This is a genomic window from Bradyrhizobium sp. USDA 4503, assembly GCF_054055815.1.
In genome coordinates this window covers 986,808-1,002,451 of the sequence record NZ_JBSRXS010000001.1, presented here as the reverse complement: position 1 = coordinate 1,002,451, position 15,644 = coordinate 986,808, and the positions used below count along the sequence as shown (strand labels likewise).

Genomic DNA, 15,644 nt, shown 5'->3' with positions numbered 1-15,644 from the left:
AGCGCGGAACGTGCGGCCTCGTCCGATCCAGGTTCCGTGCCGCCTGTTGATGGAGCGCCAGTATGAACCAGCGCGATGACGACCTGAAAACCGCGATCGAGCGCAGCAACCCGAACGGCGTCGAGCCGCCCTTCTCCGAGGACGATCTGCAGCGACAGCAACTCGGGCCGCGCGGCGTGCCCGGGCAACCGGACCCGGCGAAGATGACGCCACAACGTGCCAAGAAGACGCCGGTCGATTCCGGTTCCGGCGGCCACACCGCCTGAACGCCGAAACAACCTGAACGCCGAAACAAGAAGGGTTTCACGATGAGGATCACCAGCTTCAAGGACATGTATGTCGCCGAGCTTCAGGAACTCGCAAGCGTCGAGGAGCAGCTCGCCGTGGCGCTGGCGCGGATGGCGGAGATCGCCTCGCATCCGTCGCTCAAGGATGCGTTCAGCCGCCATCACCGCGAGACCATCGTGCAGGGCGAGCGGTTGAAGTCGCTGCTGCGGATGCACGGGGCCGATCCGCTGGAGCACACCGACCAGGCCATGCAGGCGCTGATCCACGAGACCGCCAAGATGGTCTCGCTGCTGCCCGACGACAATCTGCGCGATGCCGGCCTCGTCGCGTCGGCGCAGAAGCTCGCGCATTACGAGATCGCCGCCTATGGCAGCGCGGCCGCCCTCGCAGGCCAGCTCAACCTGCGCGACGACCAGCGGCTCCTGCACGACAGTCTCGACGAAGAGCGGCACGTCGACACGCTGCTGACGGCGCTCGCCAAGGGTGAGATCAACCAGGACGCCCTCGCCGCGTGACGCGGCAGGATGGGTAGCCCGTAGGATGGGTAGAGCGCAGCGAAACCCATCAGCTCATCTCGCGAGCGGCACCACTATGGGTTTCGCGGAGTTCTATCATCTGGACGCGCCTTGCGCGGCCCCGTTGGCTCTACTCATCCTACGCATCGACGCGCGCGGGAAAAATGCTGCTGCAAATTTCGCGCTTCGCGGAGCTGCTGTCGTTTTTATCTCGCGACTATTGCCCTGCATGGGCCGTTCGATCAGCCTCTCATGATCGATGCCATGGGGGAGACGAACGATGAGCTTCAGGTTCAAGCAGGTTTTCGCAGACACCCAACAGGCGCTCGGCGCCGATCCGGCGCAGGCGCAGGCCGTGTTCCAGGCGACTTCGCAACTCGGCGACGGCGTCAATAGCCGCGTTGCCGTGCGGCAATTCAACGTCAGCGTCGACGAGCCGCCGGCGCTGGGCGGCAAGGACACCGCACCGAACCCGGTCGAGTACATCCTCGCCGCGCTCGGCTCATGCCAGGAGATCACCTATCGGCTCTATGCCGACGCGCTCGGCATTCCCCTCAACGGCGTCTCCGTCAAGCTGTCGGGCGCCATCGATCTGCGCGGCTTCTTCAGCGTCGATCCAGACGTGCGCGCCGGTTTCCAGCAGATCGAGGCCGAGGTCGCCATCGACAGTCCGGCCTCCGCGGCTGACATCGCCCGGCTGAAGGAAACCGTCGACCGTCATTGCCCCGTGCTGGACATCCTGCGCAACCCGACGCCGGTGGATCTGAAGTTGCGCACCGGACCGCTGAGTGTGGCCGCCTAACGTGCCATGTGAGCGTTAACTCACTCTCCACCATGCGCCGAGGCCGGCTGCGGTAACCATAAGGCTTAACAGCGCGTCAACGCTCCCCCAACAAGTCTAACTGTTTCTGATGGGGAGAATGGCCCGTGGACGCATTTGCATTCGAATTTATGGGATTGGCGATGATCGCGCTCTGTCTCGTCGTGCTGGCGATGCCCGCCGCGCGCCGGCCGTCGAAGAACATCCGCTACGAGTGAGAGCCGCGAGAAATAAGGCGCTCAAACGTCATCGAATGGCGATATGCTCGCGCTGACGAGTCCCGACCTGGGACGCAAATTGCGGGAATTGACGACGCTTGAACAACACCGACGTCCCGCAGCCCGGCACACCGCCCGCCACCGCGAGCTCGACGCACTCGCCGCTCGAGGTGCTGCTCATCTTCTTCAAGCTCGGCGTCAGCTGCTTCGGCGGCCCGATCGCCCATATCGGCTATTTCCGCGACGAGTTCGTCACCCGCAGGCGCTGGCTTGACGAACAGGCCTATGCGGATCTGGTCGCGCTCTGCCAATTCCTGCCGGGCCCTGCGAGCAGCCAGGTCGGCTTTTCGCTCGGCCTGATGCGCGCCGGGTACTTGGGGGCGCTGGCCGCCTGGACCGGATTCACGCTGCCCTCGGCGATCGCGCTCGTGCTGTTTGCCTTTGGCGCCAGCGGATTGAGCGGCCCTGCGGGTAGCGGCCTGGTGCATGGCCTCAAGCTGGTTGCGGTGGCGATCGTCGCCCAGGCCGTCTGGGGCATGGCGCGCTCGCTTTGCCCCGATCGCGAACGCGCCTCGATCGCGACGGTCGCAGCACTCGTCATCCTCGCCAGTTCGTCGTCGATCGCGCAGATCGGCGCGATCATTCTCGGCGCTGTCGCCGGGCTTTGGTTCTGCCAGGCGCAACAGGCCAACGGGGTCACCCTTATCGCGATGCCGGTATCGCGCCGCGTTGGCGGCGCAGCGCTGATCCTGTTCGTCGCGCTGTTGGTCGGACTGCCGCTGCTGTCGCGGACATGGCCCGGCCTCGGCCTGTTCGAGGCCTTCTACCGCTCGGGCGCATTGGTGTTCGGCGGCGGCCACGTCGTGTTGCCGCTGCTGCGCGAAGCCGTGGTGACGCCGGGCTGGATCGGCGACGATGCGTTCCTGACGGGCTATGGCGCCGCGCAGGCGGTGCCGGGCCCGCTATTCACCTTTGCCGCCTATCTCGGCGCCGTGATCGGCGGCCTGCCGGGCGCGATCGCCGGCCTCGTCGGCGTCTTCCTGCCGGGACTTCTCGTGCTGCTCGCGGCGCTGCCGTTCTGGGATAGCTTTCGCAAACGGCCGGCGGCGCAGGCGATGATGCGCGGCATCAACGCCGCCGTCGTCGGCCTTCTGGGGGCCGCGCTCTACAATCCGGTGTGGACCAGCAGCGTGCACCGTCCGCTCGATTTCGGCATCGCGCTGGCCGGCTTCGTCCTGCTCACGGCATGGCGCGCGCCGCCGCTCGTGGTGGTCGTGCTCAGCGCGGCCGCCGGCATCGCCACGGGGCTCCTGCAATCGTGAACGATCGCGCGGTCGTTTCGCCGGGTGGATTAAGAACGCCTTCATGCCTCGCCGCCACGATAGCGGATATATGCCGAGCGTTTCTAAACAACCGGATCCGACCCGGGTTCCCGTGCTGGACCTGCTGCGGCTCGCCGCGGTCGGGGCCGTGATCCTGTATCACTACGGCTTCTGGGGCGTGGCATCGAACGGCGTGCAAAAGGTGGCGATGCCGTACCTCGCCCCGGTCGCGCAATACGGCTTCCTCGGCGTCCCCGTGTTCTTCGCGATCTCTGGCTTCGTCATCGCCTATTCCGCCGAAGGCCGCACGCCGGTCGGTTTCGCGATCGCCCGCTTCAGCCGGATCTATCCGACCTTCGTCATCTGCATGACGCTGACCTTCCTCGCGACGCTGCTGTTGGGCCACGCGTACTTCCACGTGACGTGGGGGCAATGGCTGGCAAACCTCTTTATCGCAGCCCCGATGCTCGGTCAGCCCTACATGGACGACGCCTACTGGTCGCTGGTGATCGAGGTCGTATTCTACGTCTGGATCACGCTGTTCCTGGCCTGGGGCATCTTTCCGCGGCGCATCGACACGCTCATCGTGGCGTGGATCGCAATCACCTTCGCCAACGAGCTGACCCTCGACGTTCCCCTGTTCGAAAAGCTGTTCATGGCCGACGACAGCGGCTTCTTCGCCGTCGGGCTCCTGATCTATGAGCACTACCGGGGACGGCGCGACACCAGGCTGTACAGCCTGCTGACGCTGGCGATCGGCACGGCGACGTTCCAGGCCGTGCACAAGCTGGAGCGGCTCGGCGTCCACACCCATGGCAGCTTCGATCCCCGCGTCGTGACGGTGATCTGCATCGTCTCGCTCGGCATCGTGTTCGCCGCCACTCGCATCAAGTCGGTAGCCCTGCCTGCAGGCCTCGTCAGGGCCGTCGGCGGCATCACCTATCCGCTCTATCTGCTGCATCTGCAGCTCGGCTACGTCATCCTGCTCTTGATCACACCAACGCCGGACGGGCTGTCGACCGCGCTGGTCGTGACGGGCATGGTGGTGCTGGCATGGCTCGTCTGGCGCTTCCTCGAAGGCCCCGCGCATTATCTCGTCAGGGACAGGCTGACGACGCTGGCCTCGCGGCACGGATGGCCGTCACGCGTTCGCGCGAACGAAGCCCGGATCGATCGGGACGACGTTGCCTCGCCAATCGAGGCCAGCAGCATCGCCAACCGCTGATCAGTCCGGCGCACATCGCCGGAACAGCATCCACCCAACGTTGCCGCCGCCGCGAACTTGGGCCGAAGCGAACACCATCATTCATCTGCGATGCGTGGAGACGACGGTCAGGCGCAAGCGGGCGGACGGGCCCCGGGGCGCCTCTGTATCCTTAGACCCGCCCGCTCCATTCTTGATCTCCGGGGATTTCCATTGCCAGTTCATTCGCCAGCTCGAGCGCTTCCTTGACGTCAGGCGTACCTAGACCTTCCGTGAACGTTCGAACGACGGGTAGTAACAGCTCGGCTGCTCGCGCCTGTTTGCCGGAATGTCGCCATAAGCGCGCCAGGCTGACAGCTGACCGTAATTCAAAGGACCGCGCGCTTTGCCTGCGCGCCAGCTCGATCGAGGCGAGGAACATTCGCTCGGCGGATTCAACGGACGATGATCTCGAATCATTGAGCATCATCTCACCTTGCAGACGATAGATCTCGGCTTCGTAAAAATGCTCTCCCGTTCTTCTCCCGATCGCCAGTGCGCTGTCGAGTTCGTGCAAGGCAGCATCCGGCAAGCCGGCACTTGCATAAGCCTTCGCGAGCAGGCTTCTGAACCAGCAACTGGCTAGCCGGGCGCTCATGCCCTCGTAGCCGTCGATAGCCATTCGCATCTGGTTCAATCCCTCATCGACATTCCCGAGCTCGGTCATCGCCCATCCTCGCAGGATGGTCGTCTGATGCTTCCAATGCAGGAAGCCGTGTTCCGATGAGAGAGCCAGTGCCCTGTTGGTGTAGTCGTGGGTCCCTTCGACATCGCGGAGGTGCTGGCAAACGTAGGCGCCGAATGTCAGCGCAAATGACAGCGTGAAGGGGTGGCGAAGGTCTTCCGCTTCCGAAATAGCCTGCTGGCTATATCGGCGCGCCGCGTCAGGACGGCCCAGAAACCACGACACGTACCCGAGATACGAGAGCGAGACGATGCCAGGATGGATGCCATGCGTTGCCGTCAGGGCGCCGTGTAGATCAGGACTGTACAGATTCCTGAAGCGATGAAGGTGATGTTCGGCGGCGACAAACCGCCCGCGGTACAGCATGGTCATCGCGATCGCCCGATGCGCCTCGATCAGATATCCCGTCTGTTGCGTCGCGGACGAACTTTGGTTCGATGCCTCGCGCCTTGCGAACTGCAGGAGCTCCGCGCTCAGCTCATGCGCCCGTGCGAGATCGCCGCGGATGAAGTGGCACACCCAAAGTCCGCGCGTCGCCGCAAAGACCTTCGCCATGTTGCCAAGATTCCGGCCGAGTTCGAGCGCGCGAACATAGTTCTCCTCGACTTCCTGCACGGCGTATCCCTTTGCCGCGATCAGGGCGGTGCCCAGGGCGATGCGAAGCTCAAGCTCGGACTCGTTTCGGCCCTGCATGCCGGGTGAGGCTTGCAGAACCCCGAGCCCACGACGCAAATGACCGATCGCCTCCAGAGTCGCACCCTTCATCGCGGCCTGCTTTCCGGCCTTGAGCCAGAAACCCGCGGCCGGCTCGCTTTGTCCAGACTCGGTCAGGTGGTAGGCGAGAAGCTCCGGTTCGCGCTCGATCTTTTCCGGATATTTTTCGGCCAGCACGCGTCCGATCTTGGCGTGCAGCGTCCGTCTTTCCCTGTGCAACAAGCTTTCATGCGCCGCATTCTGGATCATCACGTGCTTGAACGAGTACAGCGCCTCCGGCAGAAAGCCGAAGCGGACGATCAATCCGGCTGCCTCCAGATGGTTCAGGGCGGCTTCGATCTGGTCCGCCGGCGCTTCGGCAACCTCGCGAAGGATCTCATAAGAAAACTCGCGGCCGATGGTGGCGCCGATCTGCGCGATTTTCTTGAACGATCCCATCCGGTCGAGGCGGGCCATCAGGGAATCGTTCAATGTCGCGGGAATAGCGAGCTGATGCCACGGACCGGACAAGACGTAACGTCCATGTTGCTCAGTCAAGACGTCGGATTCGAGAACGGCCTTGGTCAGCTCTTCAAGGAAGAGCGGCACGCCATCGGTTTTGACAATGATGTCCTCAATCACCTCTCCGGGAAGCTCCTTTTCTCCAGCCACACGTTCGACCAATATCGTGCGGACCTGTCGGCCGAGACGCTTGAGGTTCGCACTGATGGTGTGCGCGTGATCCTTCCAGCCCGGCTGAAACTCCGGACGACAGGTGATCACGACAAGGATCGACGTGGTGCGAACGTTCTCCACCAGCAGATCGAGCACGGCCCGCGAGGTGGGATCGATCCAATGTGCGTCCTCAAAATCGATCAGGAGCGTCTGCTCGCGCGCTTGCGCGAGCAGATGGTTGACGAGCGTGGCGATCGTCGCATCCTTCAGCTGTTGCGGCGAGAGATCCAGGGCCGCGTAGCGGTCCCCGGTGGGAATTGAAAGCAACGCCGCAAGGATCGGCACCACTGTGTCCGCCTCGCCGTTCGAGGCGGCGACACCAGCTTCAAGCTTTGTCAGCCAAAGCGCAGACGCGTTCTCGCCGTCAAGGCCGAGCGCGAATTTGAGATGCTCGATGAAGGGGTGAAAAGCGGTGCTGCTGTAATAGGGAGAGCACTGGAACGAAACTTGTCCGTGCTGATCACCCGCGATCCGCTCCCGCAATTCCTGAACGATCCTGGATTTTCCAATTCCCGGCTCGCCGGTCAGCAGCACGACCTGCCCCTCATGGGCTTTCGCTTGCTGCCAACGCGTGAGCAGCAACGCCACCTCTTCGGTGCGGTTGACCAGCGGCGTCAATCGGGAGCCCATGGCTGCGGCAAATCGCGTCTCGGCGCGGCAGGGCCGAACCACGAGCCAGGCCTGGGCCTTCGCGGATATCCCCTTCAGCGCGTGAAATCCGAAGTCCTGGTAGTCGAACTTTCCTCTCAGCAGGGATTGCGTCGAAGACGCAATCACGACGCCGTCCGGAGGCGCCAAGGCCTGCAGACGGGCAGCCAGATTTGGCGTCTCGCCGACTGCGGAATCGTGCTCCTCGGTGTCCTGTCCAACCAGGTCTCCGACGACAACAAGGCCGGTCGCAATCCCGATGCGCACACTGGGCCCATGACTTGCAACGTCGCGGGCGTCGCTCGCTCTCGCCGACGACAGGCTCCGTACAATTTCGAGCGCCGCACGCACCGACCGCTCGGCGTCATCCTCATGCGCATTCGGATAGCCAAAATAGACCAGAATGCCGTCCCCAAGGTAGCGGGCCGCGAAGCCTTCGTACCGCTTGACCACGCTGACGCACTTTTCCCTGAAGCTCGCGATCACGTCGCGGACGTCTTCGGGATCGAACTGCTCGGACAGCGAGGTCGAACCGACCATGTCGCAGAACATCACGGTCAGCTGGCGCCGCTCGGCGCTCACCGCCGCGCTTTCCGCGACGCTCCTACCGCCGGCGGGACCTTTTGCCGAACGGGTCAGGGAAGCAACCGCGCGCTGCAAGCGCTTGCGGTCTCCCAGCGGAAGTCCAAGTTCGACCAGATCCTGCTCGGTCAAATCGGGCAGGATGTCCAAACCGATGCGATGCAGGACAAAGAGGTCGCTATACTGGCCGAGATCAACGGTTTCGAGCCAGTGCTTGAGAGCAGCCTCCATATCGGCGCTTGGCTGTTTCTCCGGCATTGTGATCCGTCCGACTGCGGGCCATTGGCGACAATGGGCCTCGTTCGACGATGCCAAGGGACCTGTTTACCCCAGACTGGACGCGTTCACAAAGTGCGAAAACAAGGAGCAGACCGATCGAAGACGCACTCTGCCCTCGGTCACTCGGATATTCGAGATAGCGCACGCGCTGGTATTTTGGCCCTTCGCCGACTGCGATGGCGCTGTAGGCGAAACCAGAGTCGCCCCCTCGGGCGCCATCATCCAACCTCCGGCATGTTCGGTACTCGGCGCGACAAAGGCGCCCGGCGAACGACGGCGTGACTCACGAATTTGCGCGCGGAGCCATTCGATTTTGCGCGCTATGACAGGCAGCCCCTGCCACCGAGTTGCCCGTCTGGGGCTATCCAGTCCTTGGCAACGCTGCCCGGTGCCGTGACCAGCGATTGCTCGCCAATCCGGCACAGAACACCGCGTCAGCGCTGTTGGGGATGGTCTGCGCGAACCATCGGTCGACATCCGGCGAGGTTTGGGTCGTCGGCTCATCGCGATAGCGAAGCCGGCCATAGGCCCCCCGCATCACCATCGTCGTCTTCTCGACGGTTTGACGAGGGTACAGGGTTGCAGCCAGTTTGAGACAGAGATCGTCGAGATCATCCGCGTGCGTGTCGTCCGAGATAGCGGACACGACGCTGCGGCACTGCGCGCGACCCAGCACGTAGATGACGGGATTTCTCGTCCGCCAGCACAAGCAGAAGTCAGCCGGCGCCGCCGGGTGACCGAACTCCGCCGTCATAGCGGCATCGAATATCCGCTTGAAAGAGCCGCGACCACGATGCGTGTCTCTGACGGCGGTACCCGAGAGATAGATCACCGACGTGCTGGCAAGGGCGAGGCGCTGAATGATGAGGTAAGCCACGCATTCACCGCCGTGGTGGAGCAGGACAATGCCGTGGTCGGGCTTGAACGGAGAGTGTTCGCGGGACCAGAACTTTTCCTCCGTCAGCCAATTCGTGTCGATGATGCTGTTGATGCTATCGAGCACTGCATCGCGGCGTTGTTCCGGGACTTCAGAGGCGATTTGAAACAGCTCGCTGGTGACAGCCCCGGGCTGCGTCGCGATCACGATAGCGGCTCCTCGTTGGTCATCGACTTCAGGTTGCTTTGGCAGAATACGGCACCCATGATCGGCCAGGCAAGCCGGCCCCGAGAAAGCTCAGCACTCCGGTTGACCCAAATCGCCATCCCGACGGCGCAAGCTCCCGCAGCGGCGCGCCCCCACTACGACTGTCATCGTCCGCGAAAGCGGGCGATCCAGTACGCCGCGGCCTCTCGGTTCGAGCACAACTGTCTCTGGAATACTGGGCGGATTCAACCGGTCGAGCCGGGCGATCAAAGCTGCAAGTGGGGACGCAATGACGGCGCGGTGCGCCTCGTCACCATGACGGGTCGGTTGCAGAAGTCCGCAAATGTCACAGCCCCAAGCGTGGCGACGCATGACTTCGGAATAATGGAAAAATATCGCTGATTTGCCCGACGTGTCAAGTTGCCGTGTCGAACACTGTCAGTAGCTCGTGATCTGTCGCCTGTTTGTAGCTCGTGAAGTGTCGTGTTTTCGGTGCTCCGGAACAAGGGGGGCACGATGAGCACGGCATCCATTCACGAGGGTGTACGACGGATGCGGTTTTCAGATTTGCTGGATCGGACGGAGGCGAAGGAACTGACGCAGGAGGCAGCTTCGGAGGTTCTTGGGATCAGTGTTCGGACGTTTCAACGCTGGGCGGAGCGCTATGAGGCGGAGGGCGACGACGGGCTTGTCGACCGCCGGCTGGGGCGTCGTTCGCCACGGCGGGCGCCGGAGGAGGCGCTGGAACGGATGCTTGCGCTGTACCGGGACAAGTACGCGGACTTCACGGTGAAGCACTTCCACGAGCAGATGCAAAAGCGGCACGACTATGTGCTGGGCTATACGGTGACGAAGCTGGCGCTGCACGCGGCGGGGCTGGTGCGGAAGGCTCCGAAGCGTTCGGCGCACCGCAAGAAGCGGCCGCGGCGGCCGCTTCGGGGCATGCTGCTGCACCAGGACGGATCGCGCCACGTTTGGATCGAAGGCCTGCCCGCGAGGGACCTGATCGTCACGATGGACGATGCGACCAGCGAGATCTACTCGATGGTGCTGGTCGAGGAAGAAGGAACGGCCTCGACCTTCCAGGCCTTGCGCGAAGTGATTGGCGAGCATGGCCTGTTCTGCGCGCTCTACACCGACCGCGGCAGCCATTATTTCCTGACCCCAAAAGCTGGCGAGAAGATCTCGAAGACGCAACAAACCCAGGTGGGACGGGCTTTGTCGCATCTTGGGATCGAGCATATCGCAGCCTATTCGCCGCAGGCGCGCGGGCGCTCCGAGCGGGTGTTCGGCACCTTGCAGGATCGGCTGCCGAAGGAGCTGCGGCTTGCCGGGATCACGACGGTTGAGGCTGCCAACGCGTGGCTGAAGGCGCATTACATCCCCGGGCACAACGCCGCGTTTGCGATCAAGCCCGAACAGGAAGGCACGGCATTCGTGGCCGATCGGCATGAGGCCTGGCGCGAGGCGCTGTGCGTGATCGAGGAGCGAACCGTCGCCAACGACAATACCGTTGCATGGAACGGTCGGCGGCTGCAGTTGCCGCAGAGCCGGCTCAGACCTCACTTCGTCAAGGCTGTGGTGCGGCTCCATGAGTATCCCGATGGCACCGTCAGCGTGTTCCTTGGACCGCATCGGTTGGCGATGTTTAGCGCCAACGGACAGCAGATCAGCCCCGACGCGCCTCAGCCTGGCGGTGTGCTCGGAGCCGTCAAGGACAAGCCCTGGCGGGCGCGCAAGCGCGCGTCCTTGACCGCTCCTGCGCGCGCCGCCGTCGAGAAAGCGCGGGTCGGGACGGAGAAACGGGCTTCAAGTCGAACAAAGAAACTCACCCACAGGGCTAAAACCGCCACAACAGCCGTGGCATGATCAATCAGGGAAAGCCGTCCCCGCCTTCCGGCTCCCCTGCAAATCAGAAACGAAGGCGACAGATCACGAGCTACAAAAACACGACATCTTCACCCGCTACGGACAGTTGCCGTGTCGAACACGCTAGCTGTCGGCTCCTTTGCATGGGGTTGTTTTCGATATTTTGGTCGTGCGCCCCGGCGCCAGCGGGCTATCGCCTGTGGCGCTCAGCCCCCGATCGTCATGCCCGGTCAAGCCGGGCGGTGACACCGAAGGTGGCGGACGACCGACGAACTGCCGGCACGACCGGGCCGAAAACACCCTCGAATCACGCCCAATCAATTCAAAAATGGCCCGTCCCTCACCCCGCGCAGGGCCAAAATCCCTGCAAGACCCTTGACATAGCTGCCCTTTCGGCAGAACGCGTGTGGTCAAGCCGTTATGGACACTTCATGGATTTGATTAGCACGACCTCCGACCTCGCCGCCGCCTGCGACCGGCTCGCCAAACACAAGGTCATCACTGTCGACACCGAGTTCCTGCGGGAGACGACCTACTATCCGCTGCTCTGCGTCGTGCAGATGGCGAGCGCGGACGAAGCCGTCGTGGTCGACGCGCTGGCACCCGGCATCGACCTCAAGCCGTTCTTCGACCTGATGTCGAACGAGGCCGTGCTCAAGGTATTCCACGCCGCGCGGCAGGACATCGAAATCGTCTGGCACCTGTCCGGCACGATCCCGCATCCGATCTTCGACACCCAGGTCGCCGCCATGGTGCTCGGCTATGGCGACAGCATCGCCTACGACCAGCTCGTCGACCGCGTCACCGGCCACCGCCCCGACAAGACCCATCGCTTCACCGACTGGTCGCGCCGGCCGCTGACCGACGAGCAGCTCCACTACGCCGTCTCCGACGTGACGCATCTGCGCGAAGTGTTCGCAGCCCTCGATGCCGATCTGAAGAAGCGCGACCGCAGTGACTGGGTCAGCGAGGAGATGGAGGTCCTGACCTCGCCGAAGACCTACGACTTCCATCCGGAGCGCGCCTGGGAGCGGCTCAAGACCCGCGTCCGCAAGCCGCGCGAGCTCGCGGTGCTGATCGAGGTCGCGGCCTGGCGCGAGCAGGAGGCGCAGAGCCGCGACGTGCCGCGCTCGCGCGTGCTCAAGGACGATGCGGTCGGCGATATCGCCACCCATGCGCCGACCTCGCTGGAGAAGCTCGGCAATCTGCGCTCGCTGCCGAAGGGCTTTGAGCGCTCGAAATGGGGCGCTGACATCATTGCCGCCGTGCAGCGCGGGCTCGCCCGCGACCAGGCCATGCTGCCCAAGCTGGAGAAGCCGAGAAACAATTCCAACGGCGCGGCGACCGTCGAGCTGTTGAAGGTGCTGCTGCGCATGACCTCGGAGCGCCACGGCGTCGCCAGCAAGGTGATCGCCACCGTCGACGACCTCGAGCAGATCGCGGCCAGCGATCAGGCCGAGGTCGGCGCCCTGCACGGCTGGCGCCGCGAACTGTTCGGCGAGGCCGCGCTCAAGCTCAAGCACGGCCAGCTTGCGCTCGCGATCGACAAGGGCCGCGTGGTGCGGGTGGACCGGGGTTAGCGCGTCCGCCTGGTGCCCGCCAGGTTCCACCGGCAGTCGGCCAGTGGCCGAACGTGTTGCCCCGGAGTTCGACCGGCACAGGCTGAGGTTGCGTCACGCAAAACCACCGCGCTTGCTAAGGCGCAATTTTCGTGTTGCAATCCGTCCACAATCGGATTTGCGGCCGTTCGACTGTGCGTTTCGCGACGTTGATATCCAAGGCTTCGATGTACAGGGCCTCGAGAGGCGAAACTTCGGACTTGAAGACTTTGGATCTGACGACCCGGGAAGTGAACAGACAGCGCAAAGTCCGCTTGTGGCGTGGCACGCGGAAAACGTGGCCGCGTCTTTTTTATGTCTAAACTGGGAGAGAGACGATGCCGAAGGGTACCGTCAAATGGTTCAACCCGACCAAAGGTTACGGGTTCATCAAGCCAGCCGTCGGCGACAAGGACGTGTTCGTCCACATCTCGGCGGTCGAGCGCGCGGGCCTCAGCACATTGAACGAGAACCAGTCCGTCGAGTACGAGCTGGTGGAGAACCGCGGCAAGGCGTCGGCAGAGAACCTCAAGGTTCACTGAACGCCGCTGCCAGCGGAATTCATCCTGATGCCTCCCCCGGCCGCATCACCCCGGGGGATGTCTCCTGCAACCGCGCGCTAAGGCGCCGGCGCGATCAGGGTATGGTTGGTTGCGCCGCTGCCCAGGGTCCTGCAGAGATCGCCTTCCAGCTTGAGCCGGCCGCTCGCCAGCAGCCGCAGCGCCTCCGGATAGATGCGATGCTCGATGGTGATCACGCGCGCGGCGAGCGTCTCGGCCGTGTCGTCGTCAGCGACCGTGACCGCGCCCTGCATCACGATCGGTCCGGCGTCGGTCTCCGGGATCACGAAATGCACCGTCGCTCCGGACAGCTTGACCCCTGCACGCAACGCCTGGCCGTGCGGATCGAGACCCGGAAAGCAAGGCAGCAGCGAGGGATGGATGTTGAGCATCCGCCCGTACCAGTGCCGCGCGAACTCGGCGGTGAACAGCCGCATGAAGCCGCCGAGGCAGATCAACTCGACCTGCCTGTCGTCGAGCGCCCGCTGCAGCACGGCCTCGAAGCCGGCGCGGTCCTTGCCGAACGGCTTGCTCTCGATGACGATGGTCGCAATGCCGCTCGCGGCCGCCTTCTCGAGCCCGGCAGCATCGGCACGGTTCGAGATCACAGCCACGATCTCGGCCGGGAAATCCTCAGCCTTCGCAGCCTCGATCAGCGCGGCCATGTTGGAGCCGCGGCCGGAGATCAGGATGGCGACGCGGCGCTTCATCGCGAGAGATCGAGATGACCGTTATAGACCACGCGATGCTCGCCTTTGGCCTCGATCACCTCGCCGAGCAGTGTCACCGTCTCGCCGCCGGCGGTGAACGCCTCGGTCACGGCGTCGACCGCATCAGCCTTGACGATCGCGATCATGCCGATGCCGCAGTTGAAGGTGCGCAGCAGCTCGAGCTCGGCGATGCCGCCCTGCTCGGCCAGCCATTTGAACACCGGCAGCACCGGCAGCCGCGCCAGATCGATGCCGACGCCGAGATGCTTCGGCAGCACGCGCGGAATGTTGTCGGTGAAGCCGCCGCCGGTGATGTGGGCGAACCCCTTCACCGCGCCGGTGTCGCGGATCGCGCGCAGGCAGGATTTCACATAGAGCCGGGTCGGCGTCAGCAGCGCGGCGCCAAGCGTCATGACCGGCGCGAACGGCGCCGGCGCGTCATAGGCAACGCCGGACTGCTCGACGATCTTGCGCACCAGCGAATAGCCGTTGGAGTGCACGCCGGAGGAAGCCAGCCCGATCACGGCATCGCCCGCCGCGATATCCGCGGTCGGCAGCAGCGTGCCGCGCTCGGCCGCGCCGACCGCAAAGCCGCCGAGGTCGTAATCGCCATCCTTGTAGAGGCCGGGCATCTCGGCGGTTTCGCCGCCGATCAGCGCGCAGCCGGATTCGCGGCAGCCCTCGGCGATACCAGCGACGATCTGCGCGGTGGCCTCCGGGTGCAGCTTGCCGCAGGCGAAATAGTCGAGGAAGAACAGCGGTTCCGCGCCCTGCACGACGAGGTCGTTGACCGACATCGCGACCAGATCGATGCCGATACCGCCATGAATGCCGGTCTCGATCGCGATCTTCAGCTTGGTGCCGACGCCATCGGTCGCGGCCACCAGGACCGGATCCTTGAAGCCGGCGGCCTTGAGGTCGAACAGCCCGCCGAAACCGCCGATCTCGGCGTCCGCGCCAGGCCGCGCGGTGGCCCGCACCATCGGCTTGATCAGATCGACCAGTCGATTGCCGGCGTCGATATCGACACCCGAATCCGCGTAAGTGAGCCCGTTTTTGCGCTCGGTCATGCCCAATTCCAGATGATCAGGGGCTGGTTACGAGGAATTCCGCCCCCGCGCAATGGCTCGCGGCGCTGCCGCCGCGATACTATGTAGATAACACAAGGCGGCTGCGCAAAAGAGCCGGATATCGAGTAAAATCAGGCTTCTAGCCGGGAAGCGATCCAAGTTGAGCATTCCGAACATCATCACCCTCGGCCGCATCATCCTGGTGCCGGTGATCGTCTGGGCCATCGTGTCCAGCCAGATGGAGATTGCGTTCGCGATCTTCGTGATCGCCGGCGTCTCGGACGCGGTCGACGGTTTCCTCGCCAAGCGCTTCAACATGACGAGCGAGCTCGGCGCCCTGCTCGATCCGCTCGCCGACAAGGCGCTCCTGGTGTCGATCTATGTCGCGCTCGGAATCTGGGGCGCGGTGCCGCGCTGGATCGTGATTCTCGTGGTGTCACGCGACATCATGATCGTCTCCGCCGTGATTGTGTCATGGTTGTTCGACAAGCCGGTCGAGATGAAGCCGCTGATGGTGTCGAAGCTGAACACGGTGGCGCAGGTCGCGTTCGCAGCGCTGGTGCTGGCCTCGCTCGGCTTCGGCTTTCAGCCACATCCTTACGACCTGATCCTGATGGGCCTGGTCACGATCTTTACTTTGGGTTCGGTGTCCCTCTATCTCGTGGAGTGGGTGCGGCACATGAGCACGATCGAAGCTCGGTAGGCGGGATCCGGAAAAGTGGAAG

The 15,644-nt window shown here is 63.8% G+C and carries 13 protein-coding genes; 9 read left to right on the top strand and 4 right to left on the bottom strand.

Annotated features, from left to right (window positions below; genetic code table 11):
* The first annotated feature begins 62 nt into the window (after positions 1-62).
* From ACVMIH_RS04760 to ACVMIH_RS04740, 5 genes are all read left to right on the top strand, one after another.
* Complete coding sequence (locus ACVMIH_RS04760) at positions 63-266, top strand: hypothetical protein (RefSeq protein ID WP_253590428.1); 204 nt, start codon at positions 63-65, stop codon at positions 264-266.
* Positions 267-308: 42 nt separating this feature from the next.
* Positions 309-803, top strand: coding sequence for a YciE/YciF ferroxidase family protein (locus tag ACVMIH_RS04755; RefSeq protein ID WP_028344824.1), 495 nt, complete (start codon positions 309-311; stop codon positions 801-803).
* 280 nt (positions 804-1,083) lie between these two features.
* Positions 1,084-1,605, top strand: coding sequence for an OsmC family protein (locus tag ACVMIH_RS04750; protein ID WP_057019900.1), 522 nt, complete (start codon positions 1,084-1,086; stop codon positions 1,603-1,605).
* Between the two features lie 334 nt (positions 1,606-1,939).
* On the top strand, positions 1,940-3,163 hold the full coding sequence (gene chrA / locus ACVMIH_RS04745) for a chromate efflux transporter (protein WP_456860882.1): 1,224 nt from the start codon (positions 1,940-1,942) through the stop codon (positions 3,161-3,163).
* A gap of 70 nt (positions 3,164-3,233) precedes the next feature.
* On the top strand, positions 3,234-4,388 hold the full coding sequence (locus ACVMIH_RS04740) for an acyltransferase family protein (protein ID WP_456860880.1): 1,155 nt from the start codon (positions 3,234-3,236) through the stop codon (positions 4,386-4,388).
* Between the two features lie 151 nt (positions 4,389-4,539).
* Here the strand turns inward: ACVMIH_RS04740 and ACVMIH_RS04735 are convergent, their stop codons facing one another.
* Both ACVMIH_RS04735 and ACVMIH_RS04730 read right to left on the bottom strand, forming a co-directional pair.
* Positions 4,540-8,007, bottom strand: coding sequence for an ATP-binding protein (locus tag ACVMIH_RS04735; RefSeq protein ID WP_456860878.1), 3,468 nt, complete (start codon positions 8,005-8,007; stop codon positions 4,540-4,542).
* 382 nt (positions 8,008-8,389) lie between these two features.
* The gene (locus tag ACVMIH_RS04730; protein ID WP_168856981.1) at positions 8,390-9,112 is read right to left on the bottom strand and encodes a GNAT family protein; all 723 of its coding nucleotides are present in this window, start codon (positions 9,110-9,112) and stop codon (positions 8,390-8,392) included.
* 516 nt (positions 9,113-9,628) lie between these two features.
* Here ACVMIH_RS04730 and ACVMIH_RS04725 point away from each other — a divergent pair.
* From ACVMIH_RS04725 to ACVMIH_RS04715, 3 genes are all read left to right on the top strand, one after another.
* Positions 9,629-10,981, top strand: a complete 1,353-nt coding sequence (locus ACVMIH_RS04725) for an ISNCY family transposase (RefSeq protein ID WP_456860876.1) — start codon at positions 9,629-9,631, stop codon at positions 10,979-10,981.
* Positions 10,982-11,412: 431 nt separating this feature from the next.
* A complete protein-coding gene (rnd, locus tag ACVMIH_RS04720; protein WP_057019895.1) occupies positions 11,413-12,561 on the top strand; it encodes a ribonuclease D in 1,149 nt (382 codons plus the stop codon).
* 356 nt (positions 12,562-12,917) lie between these two features.
* Complete coding sequence (locus tag ACVMIH_RS04715) at positions 12,918-13,121, top strand: cold-shock protein (protein ID WP_016847412.1); 204 nt, start codon at positions 12,918-12,920, stop codon at positions 13,119-13,121.
* Positions 13,122-13,198: 77 nt separating this feature from the next.
* On the opposite strand, the gene purN is transcribed toward ACVMIH_RS04715, so the two are convergent.
* The gene (gene purN, locus ACVMIH_RS04710; RefSeq protein WP_456860874.1) at positions 13,199-13,849 is read right to left on the bottom strand and encodes a phosphoribosylglycinamide formyltransferase; all 651 of its coding nucleotides are present in this window, start codon (positions 13,847-13,849) and stop codon (positions 13,199-13,201) included.
* Positions 13,846-14,919 carry a phosphoribosylformylglycinamidine cyclo-ligase gene (gene purM / locus ACVMIH_RS04705; protein WP_456860872.1) on the bottom strand — a complete coding sequence of 358 codons (1,074 nt, stop codon included), beginning with the start codon at positions 14,917-14,919 and terminating at the stop codon, positions 13,846-13,848. The genes purN and purM overlap by 4 nt, the downstream gene beginning before the upstream one ends.
* 160 nt (positions 14,920-15,079) lie before the next feature.
* Here purM and ACVMIH_RS04700 point away from each other — a divergent pair, with 160 nt between their 5' ends.
* On the top strand, positions 15,080-15,622 hold the full coding sequence (locus ACVMIH_RS04700) for a CDP-alcohol phosphatidyltransferase family protein (RefSeq protein WP_028332358.1): 543 nt from the start codon (positions 15,080-15,082) through the stop codon (positions 15,620-15,622).
* Positions 15,623-15,644 lie beyond the last annotated feature (22 nt).

Excerpts from the sequence above, each read along its gene's own strand:
- ACVMIH_RS04755 (WP_028344824.1), top strand. The coding sequence starts at position 309 with ATGAGGATCACCAGCTTCAAGGACATGTATGTCGCCGAGCTTCAGGAA.
- rnd (WP_057019895.1), top strand. The coding sequence starts at position 11,413 with ATGGATTTGATTAGCACGACCTCCGACCTCGCCGCCGCCTGCGACCGG.
- purM (WP_456860872.1), bottom strand. The coding sequence starts at position 14,919 with ATGACCGAGCGCAAAAACGGGCTCACTTACGCGGATTCGGGTGTCGAT.
- ACVMIH_RS04760 (WP_253590428.1), top strand. The coding sequence starts at position 63 with ATGAACCAGCGCGATGACGACCTGAAAACCGCGATCGAGCGCAGCAAC.
- ACVMIH_RS04750 (WP_057019900.1), top strand. The coding sequence starts at position 1,084 with ATGAGCTTCAGGTTCAAGCAGGTTTTCGCAGACACCCAACAGGCGCTC.
- ACVMIH_RS04735 (WP_456860878.1), bottom strand. The coding sequence starts at position 8,007 with ATGCCGGAGAAACAGCCAAGCGCCGATATGGAGGCTGCTCTCAAGCAC.
- ACVMIH_RS04715 (WP_016847412.1), top strand. The coding sequence starts at position 12,918 with ATGCCGAAGGGTACCGTCAAATGGTTCAACCCGACCAAAGGTTACGGG.
- purN (WP_456860874.1), bottom strand. The coding sequence starts at position 13,849 with ATGAAGCGCCGCGTCGCCATCCTGATCTCCGGCCGCGGCTCCAACATG.
- ACVMIH_RS04740 (WP_456860880.1), top strand. The coding sequence starts at position 3,234 with ATGCCGAGCGTTTCTAAACAACCGGATCCGACCCGGGTTCCCGTGCTG.
- ACVMIH_RS04725 (WP_456860876.1), top strand. The coding sequence starts at position 9,629 with ATGAGCACGGCATCCATTCACGAGGGTGTACGACGGATGCGGTTTTCA.